Source organism: Phyllobacterium sp., from assembly GCF_037994405.1.
Lineage (GTDB): Bacteria > Pseudomonadota > Alphaproteobacteria > Rhizobiales > Rhizobiaceae > Phyllobacterium.
Genome location: NZ_JBBNAN010000372.1, coordinates 1 through 6,516, shown reverse-complemented (window position 1 = coordinate 6,516; position 6,516 = coordinate 1). Strand labels below are relative to the sequence as shown.

Annotated in this window: 11 protein-coding genes; 9 read left to right on the top strand and 2 right to left on the bottom strand. The window is 59.4% G+C overall.

Features of this window, described 5'->3' with window-relative positions; translation table 11 throughout:
- Positions 1–79: 79 nt before the first annotated feature.
- Positions 80–949, top strand: coding sequence for a PhzF family phenazine biosynthesis protein (locus AAAC48_RS20895; RefSeq protein WP_340656034.1), 870 nt, complete (start codon positions 80–82; stop codon positions 947–949).
- Positions 950–1,006: 57 nt separating this feature from the next.
- Positions 1,007–1,702, top strand: coding sequence for an aspartate/glutamate racemase family protein (locus tag AAAC48_RS20890; protein WP_340656033.1), 696 nt, complete (start codon positions 1,007–1,009; stop codon positions 1,700–1,702).
- 97 nt (positions 1,703–1,799) lie between these two features.
- Here the strand turns inward: AAAC48_RS20890 and AAAC48_RS20885 are convergent, their stop codons facing one another.
- Positions 1,800–2,051 (bottom strand): hypothetical protein, encoded by a 252-nt coding sequence (locus AAAC48_RS20885; RefSeq protein ID WP_340656032.1) that lies wholly within the window; start codon positions 2,049–2,051, stop codon positions 1,800–1,802.
- Between the two features lie 273 nt (positions 2,052–2,324).
- On the opposite strand from AAAC48_RS20885, the gene AAAC48_RS20880 reads away from it, so the two are divergent.
- The 7 genes from AAAC48_RS20880 to AAAC48_RS20850 all read left to right on the top strand — a co-directional run bounded on the left by AAAC48_RS20880 (position 2,325) and on the right by AAAC48_RS20850 (position 6,052).
- Positions 2,325–2,747, top strand: coding sequence for a hypothetical protein (locus tag AAAC48_RS20880; protein ID WP_340656031.1), 423 nt, complete (start codon positions 2,325–2,327; stop codon positions 2,745–2,747).
- A gap of 276 nt (positions 2,748–3,023) precedes the next feature.
- Positions 3,024–3,362, top strand: a complete 339-nt coding sequence (locus tag AAAC48_RS20875; protein ID WP_340656030.1) for a hypothetical protein — start codon at positions 3,024–3,026, stop codon at positions 3,360–3,362.
- 214 nt (positions 3,363–3,576) lie between these two features.
- Entirely contained in the window at positions 3,577–4,710 is a 1,134-nt protein-coding gene (locus tag AAAC48_RS20870; protein ID WP_340656029.1) for a multicopper oxidase domain-containing protein, read from the top strand.
- Entirely contained in the window at positions 4,704–4,979 is a 276-nt protein-coding gene (locus AAAC48_RS20865) for a multicopper oxidase domain-containing protein (protein ID WP_340656028.1), read from the top strand. Before AAAC48_RS20870 ends, AAAC48_RS20865 begins: the two co-directional genes overlap by 7 nt.
- A 28-nt stretch (positions 4,980–5,007) precedes the next feature.
- Complete coding sequence (locus AAAC48_RS20860; RefSeq protein ID WP_340656027.1) at positions 5,008–5,448, top strand: DUF411 domain-containing protein; 441 nt, start codon at positions 5,008–5,010, stop codon at positions 5,446–5,448.
- Between the two features lie 11 nt (positions 5,449–5,459).
- Positions 5,460–5,582, top strand: a complete 123-nt coding sequence (locus tag AAAC48_RS20855) for a hypothetical protein (RefSeq protein WP_340656026.1) — start codon at positions 5,460–5,462, stop codon at positions 5,580–5,582.
- On the top strand, positions 5,579–6,052 hold the full coding sequence (locus AAAC48_RS20850) for a cytochrome c (RefSeq protein ID WP_340656025.1): 474 nt from the start codon (positions 5,579–5,581) through the stop codon (positions 6,050–6,052). The genes AAAC48_RS20855 and AAAC48_RS20850 overlap by 4 nt, the downstream gene beginning before the upstream one ends.
- Before the next feature lie 17 nt (positions 6,053–6,069).
- Here the strand turns inward: AAAC48_RS20850 and AAAC48_RS20845 are convergent, their stop codons facing one another.
- Positions 6,070–6,447: an MT-A70 family methyltransferase gene (locus tag AAAC48_RS20845; RefSeq protein ID WP_340656024.1), complete on the bottom strand. Its 378-nt coding sequence runs from the start codon at positions 6,445–6,447 to the stop codon at positions 6,070–6,072.
- Between the last annotated feature and the right edge of the window lie 69 nt (positions 6,448–6,516).

Sequence of the window (6,516 nt, the reverse complement as noted above, 5' to 3'; positions counted from 1 at the left end):
TTCCAGAAGAGATGACGCAACGACCGTTCATCTGCCCTGAAGCGTCCATCTAACTGCTCCGAAAAGAACGGAACGATCAATGCGCAAATACAAAGTGGTCGATGCCTTCACTTCCAAGCCGCTGCTCGGAAATCCCGTGGCCGTCGTCCTAGATGCGGATGGCCTGAGCGACAGCGAGATGCAGGCCATCGCCCGATGGACGAACCTTTCGGAGACGACCTTTCTGCTACCTGCTCAATCCTCCGAGGCCGACTATCGTTTGCGTATTTTCACGCCGCGCAATGAACTGCCATTCGCAGGTCACCCGACGTTGGGAAGTGCCCACGCTATCATGCAGGCGGGACGCGCTCTGCCGCGCGACGGCGTTCTGGTTCAGGAATGCGGCGTCGGGCTGGTGAAGATAAAGGTTAAGGGTGACGACGACGAACAAACAATCACCTTGGATTTGCCGCCGGCTCAAATGCGGAACCTGTCTGCGCACGAGATCGATGAGTTGGAAGCGGTCCTCGGAGAGGCAGTACTGAAAGAGCATGCCCCAGCTATTGTCGATGTCGGAGCAGTCTGGATCGTAGCCGCTATGACCGATGCATCGGCGGTGCTGGGCCTTACACCCGATTTCGCGCGGTCGGCTCGGTTCGAAACAAAACTCGGAGTGACTGGCATTACCGTGTTCGGAAAACACACCGGAGGGAATGCTGATATCGAGGTCCGCTCTTTCGCGCCGTCTTGCGGCGTCGATGAAGACCCCGTGTGTGGAAGCGGCAACGGCAGCGTGGCGGTCTTCCGGTCGAGACGAGGTTTGGTGGACCAATCAGCCACCAGCTACATTGCGGCCCAGGGACAGCGTGTCGGTCGCGACGGGAGAGTAGCGATCACCATCGACGAGCGAGGTCAAGTGAGCGTCGGCGGCACGTGCGTAACCTGCGTCGATGGCACTTTGACATATTGACGCTCGTCTACAGCGCCAATTGCTGACTGAACACGCCTGAAAGGACGAAAGTGGGAAATGCGTACGATTGGCCTGATTGGGGGCATGAGCTTTGAAGGCTCTGCGGTGTATTACCGCGCTATCAACGAAGCGGTCCGCCAGAGATTGGGCGGTTTGCACTCCGCCGAGATCATCATGCATTCCGTCGATTTCCAGAAGATCGTGGAAATGCAGAAGTCAGGCCGATGGGACGATGCTGGCAAAAGGCTGGCGAGCGTCGGAAAGGGCCTTACCGCCGCCGGGGCCGATTGTATCCTGATATGTGCAGTCACCATGCACCTCGTCGCGGATGCAGTGGAAGACGCAATAGAAGTGCCGTTCATCCACATCATCGATGAAACCGCTCAGGCACTCAAAGCGGCTGGCTGCCGTAAGCCTCTTCTGCTCGCCACCCGCTACACGATGGAAAACGGTTTCTACTCAGAGCGGATGAAGAGGCAGGGCATCGAAGTGATCGTCCCCGATCCCGACGGCCGCGCTCTGACCCACCACATCATCTTCGACGAGCTTTGCGCAGGGAAGGTGTTAGACGGATCGCGGCAGGCGTTAATCGCACTCGTTGAAGAGGCGAAGCAAAAGGGAGCTGATGCGGTTATTTTCGGCTGCACAGAGATTTGCCTCATCTTGGAGGCCGACAATCTGCCTTTGCCTGGTTTCGATTCCACGTCCATCCACATCCAGGCTGCAGTCGATTTCGCGACCAACAGCGATTGACCGTCCGACAGCATTCCGGCGAGAGAGAGGATGGGAACAAGGGTCCTCACACTGAGCGACGGCTGCTCATGGCGCGAAGCGGAAATTTATTTCGCACTTATGCCGCAGGGGTTAGCTGTTTCGGCTCGAATTCGACTGGCGTCAAGCGGCCGAAAATATCGATAAGCGCGATCACTCGGCCGGCGTTTGTACCTTCATCAACGACACCGCCGAACGTGGCAAAAGGGTTTCCTCTCTCCGTGACGAAAATCGATCGGCCAGGAGAGAACACACTTTCTGTTTTTGCCTTCTTCGATCTCGCCTTTTCCTTGCAATGAATGCGCGCCGAACGGGTGTCATCGAACTTCATGTCAACTTCGCGAAATAGATCTCCGACAATCGCGCATGAGCGGGCCTTTCTCCCTTGGATTGAAAGTCCAGTGTTGGCCCATTGCGATCATCAATCGAAGCGGGACGCCCCCTGGCTGCTGCGACACGCCTCGCACGAACAACCCCAGAGGTTTGTGAAACTCCGCAGCCTCTCGCGAGCACGAACGCTTATGGGCTCGTTGACACTTGACCGCAACGGCCCAATACTTGTGGGTTGGCCCTAATTTCCAACAATTTGGCTAGGGAGGAAGCAATGGAAGCCATCAATCGTAGATCCACACTCGCAATCGGCCTTACAATGGCCGCAACACCTCTGATCATTCGGGCGACACCAGTAGCCGCCGAGACTTACGGCCCTGATGAGGGCAAGGAGGTCGCACCCGGTGTAAGAATTGTAGACCTTGGTGAGCGGGCTTCGAACATACCAGCCTATGCAATGGTCAAGCTGCGCGATGTTGTTATCCAACCCGGGGCGAAGACGCCGGACAACAAGATGAAGAACGACATGCTCTGCCACATGACTGAGGGAGAATTGTCGGTCGTTCAGAACGAAAAAAAGTTCACAGTCAAGAAGGGTGATGTTTGGACCTGCCATAAGGCCGATACGACAGAAGGCACCCAGAACACGAGCAGTGCGGTCGCGATCATGCGGATCATCGATTTGATGACCGCATGAGGGAGGCGACGCGTCGAAGTGCGCCAGCGGCAGCCGTAGAGGGAGCCGGGGGCGTCGTTGCGGTTATGCGGGCGATTTCTGTGAAGGCCGCATAACCGAACAATGGGGGAGCGCCTAAGCTCCCCGCTTTTCGAATTGCCCAGCGTTTGGAGCGCAAGTCGGCCATAAGCGGACATTCGATCTTGCTGACGGGAAACCGTATTTCGGGCTTGCCCGATGCCGGCGCTGCGACAGCCTGTATCTGGACATGAAGCGGAAACAAGATAGCATGAGGTCATGGACAGAGTGGTCCGCATTTTCGCGATTGTCCTCCTCGCGGTATTTGCCGCGGGCACTGTCGTGCATGCGGCGAATGTAACGAGCATGTCCCTTGCCAGGTCCCCGACCGCGATGGCCGACGGAGACATGGGCGACTGCGATGGCTGTCCGCCTGGCGACGATGGCAAAGCCTCTCTCTGCGGTCAGATTTGTCTAGCACCTTTCGCCGTAATTCCGGCAGCCGCGGCGTTTGAGGTTGCCGTTATGGCGGCCGATGTTGCAGCTTCGCCGGCGGAAGAAATAACCGGCCGCACCGGACTGCCCGACCCTCCTCCTCCTCGAACCATCGTGCTTTAGTCGACGTCGGCCGGGGATGCCCCGTGCCGGTGCCAACGACCATGCGCGGCGGATTCTTCTGCCGTCTGTGATCGCGCTTCGCATGTGATGCCTTCCGGCGCCATGCGCAACACCATTGGCTTTTCAGGATGGTTGAACCATGTCCAGATACTCTGCTCCGACGCTGACGCGTCGAGCCTTTCTCGCATCGGCGGCTGCAAGCGCAACCGGCGCGATGCTTCCGATATCGCCTGCTTTGCCGGGCACTGCCGCCACGCGCGAAATCTCGTTGAGTGCCGCCCCTGGTCGCGTCCATCTCGTGCCGCCCGGTGAAACGGCCGCCTGGTTATACAACGGCATCGTTCCAGGCCCGGAGATCCGCCTCCGCCAAGGCGAGCGGCTCCGCGTCGCGGTTGGCAATGCCCTTGCCGAAGAAACCACCATCCACTGGCACGGCGTGCGAGTTCCAAACGCGATGGACGGCGTGCCGCACCTTACCCAGAACCCCATCGGACCAGGCGAGAGCTTCGTTTACGAGTTCGACGCGATCGACGCCGGTACCTTCTGGTATCACCCACACCAGAGAAGTTTCGAGCAAGTTGGCCGCGGGCTTTATGGCCCGCTGATCGTCGAGGAGCCGGAACCGGTGCGCGTCGACCGCGACGTGACCTGGATGCTCGGCGACTGGCGGCTGACCAAATCGGGCGAAATCAGCGAGGATTTCGGCAATCGGCACGACATCCACCACAATGGGCGCGTCGGCAACACGGTGACCATCAATGGCCGCGTGCCGGACGGATTTGTTGTCAGGAAGGGCGAGCGCATCCGCCTGCGGCTGATCAATTCCGCCAACGCCCGTATCTTCAGCCTCCACTTCGCGGGGCATGCGCCGATCGTGATCGCGTTCGACGGCCAACCGGTCGCGCCGCATGCGCCGGACAAAGGGCTGGTGGTGCTTGGGCCGGCGATGCGTGTCGACTTGATCATCGATATGACCGGCAATTCCGGCAGCCGGGCTCCGGTCATTGATCGGTTCTATGAAGGGCTGGAGTACCGGCTCGTTGATATTATCTATGGCGGCAATCCACTGAGGGAGCGCGCGCCCGACTGGCCGCTCGCCCTACCTGCAAATTCGTTGCCGGAACCCGACCTCGAGGCCGCGTCCCGCCACGAGGTCATCTTCAATGGCGGCATGATGGGCGAAATGGTGGCGCAGGAGATGGGTGAAAGCTTGGCCGCGCCGGGCGCGATGATGGGCGACATGAATTCGATGATGAGAGGGATGATGCGGACGATGAACTCCAGCGCTGCCTGGTTCATCAACGGTGTGGCCGCCGACGAAGCCAGCCACGCGATGAAGCGATGCTGACGCTCGAAAAGGACAAGAGCCACGTCATCGCCATGACCAACGCGACCGCGTGGCATCATCCGATCCATTTGCATGGTCATTCGTTCCGGGTGATTTCTCGTAACGGCCAACCCGCCCGTTATCGCGAATGGCGGGACACTGTGCTGATTTCACCGCGCGAGAAGGTCGAGATCGCCTTTGTCGCCGACAATCCCGGCAACTGGATGTTCCACTGCCATATTCTCGAACACCAGGCCGGTGGCATGATGGCTGTCTTCCGCGTCGCCTGACCGCCCAACAAACCGAAAGGAGAAGCTAATGTCCAATATCCTGAAATCCCTCGTCCTCGCGTCGGCCCTTGTGGGGGCCGCTCCGGTGCTCGCCGGCGAAAAAGATGTCATGCTTTATAAGAGCCCGGAATGCGGATGCTGCGAGGGCTATGCCAACTATCTGCGCGAAAACGGGTTCATCGTGACTGTTAAGCCGACGCATGACCTCGCTGCGATGAGCCGCGGGGCCGGCATTCCGGACGACCTCCAGGGCTGTCACCTCTCCATGGTCGACGGTTATGTGGTGAGCGGCCACGTACCGATCGGCACGGTCAACAAGCTTTTGACTGAACGGCCTGACATCAAGGGCGTGACGCTGCCGGGCATGCCGCTGGGTTCGCCCGGCATGAGCGGCACGAAGGAAGGCCCGTTCGAGGTGTTGGAAATCCGGAAATCCGGCGGCATCGGCGGCGTCTACGCCGAGGAATAGGAGCCCGTCCGATGATGGAAGGCATGAACGGCATGATGATGTTCGGTATGGGTCTGGTGTGGCTTCTTGTCGTCATCGTGCTCGCCCTTGGGGCTGCGGCGCTCGTCAAGTACCTGTATTTCGGCGGCAAATGAGAAGAGCGTCAGTCATTTTCTCGATGCTCGGGATTGCCGCGGCGGGCTTGGGGCTGGCTTTGGCGTGGCCTTGGCTCATCGGCCGGATGGCAGCTGGCGACACATCGGCGGCCACTATCGCCCTTGGGAAGACGCTCTATACCGAGCGCTGCGCCGCCTGCCACGGTGCAGGGCTCGAAGGTCAGCGCGACTGGAAAAGGCCCCTGACTTCTGGACGCATGCCGGCGCCGCCGCACGACGCATCCGGCCACACTTGGCATCATCCGGACGGCGTGCTCTTTCGCATCACGAAGGAAGGGCCGGCGGCGGTCGTTGGCCGGGGTTACCAAAGCGATATGCCGGGCTTCGGGAATGTCATGAGCGACGACGAGATACGGGCTGTGCTTGCCTTCATCAAAACCACTTGGCCCGAGCGGGAGCGGGAGTATCAGGCGGAAATGAGTCGCCGGGAGCGGGAGCAGACGCAGTGACAGTAATCGTGCGTCTCTCAGCCCCTTCGGCCAGAAAGGTTCGTTCTATGAAAGCCAACCCATTTCTTCTCGCGCTTTTCCTGTAGCTTGCCATGGATCACTGACCGGGTTGATTTTGTGAGCTTTGGTTCGCCCCGTTTTGCGATGATGAACGGCTCATGTGAGCCGCGAAGTCCGTAGCCGGTTCCGAATGACACCTTGCCGTTCTTGGTCATCTTCACCCAGGCGCCCTCAGTGCGATACTCGAAACCCCAGGCCTTCACAGTCGTGAGCTGCTGCGGAAGCATCGGAGCGGTGTACCAGAGCCAGAGCACGCAATTTGGAGCGGCCAGATCCATGACCGGCAATGCGTTGATTTCTTCTAGAGGCCATGGTGTCGTAGTGTGCCTGAGCACTCTTCCCCTCGCCTTTCGGCGATCGCGCCAGAAAGCGCCAGGGCGGATCAGCCATTATCCTATCGAAGC

Bases quoted from the DNA above. Each gene is read 5' to 3' on its own strand.
- AAAC48_RS20890 (WP_340656033.1), top strand. From the start codon at position 1,007: ATGCGTACGATTGGCCTGATTGGGGGCATGAGCTTTGAAGGCTCTGCG.
- AAAC48_RS20865 (WP_340656028.1), top strand. From the start codon at position 4,704: ATGCTGACGCTCGAAAAGGACAAGAGCCACGTCATCGCCATGACCAAC.
- AAAC48_RS20880 (WP_340656031.1), top strand. From the start codon at position 2,325: ATGGAAGCCATCAATCGTAGATCCACACTCGCAATCGGCCTTACAATG.
- AAAC48_RS20855 (WP_340656026.1), top strand. From the start codon at position 5,460: ATGATGGAAGGCATGAACGGCATGATGATGTTCGGTATGGGTCTGGTG.
- AAAC48_RS20895 (WP_340656034.1), top strand. From the start codon at position 80: ATGCGCAAATACAAAGTGGTCGATGCCTTCACTTCCAAGCCGCTGCTC.
- AAAC48_RS20885 (WP_340656032.1), bottom strand. From the start codon at position 2,051: ATGAAGTTCGATGACACCCGTTCGGCGCGCATTCATTGCAAGGAAAAG.
- AAAC48_RS20860 (WP_340656027.1), top strand. From the start codon at position 5,008: ATGTCCAATATCCTGAAATCCCTCGTCCTCGCGTCGGCCCTTGTGGGG.
- AAAC48_RS20875 (WP_340656030.1), top strand. From the start codon at position 3,024: ATGGACAGAGTGGTCCGCATTTTCGCGATTGTCCTCCTCGCGGTATTT.
- AAAC48_RS20870 (WP_340656029.1), top strand. From the start codon at position 3,577: ATGCTTCCGATATCGCCTGCTTTGCCGGGCACTGCCGCCACGCGCGAA.
- AAAC48_RS20850 (WP_340656025.1), top strand. From the start codon at position 5,579: ATGAGAAGAGCGTCAGTCATTTTCTCGATGCTCGGGATTGCCGCGGCG.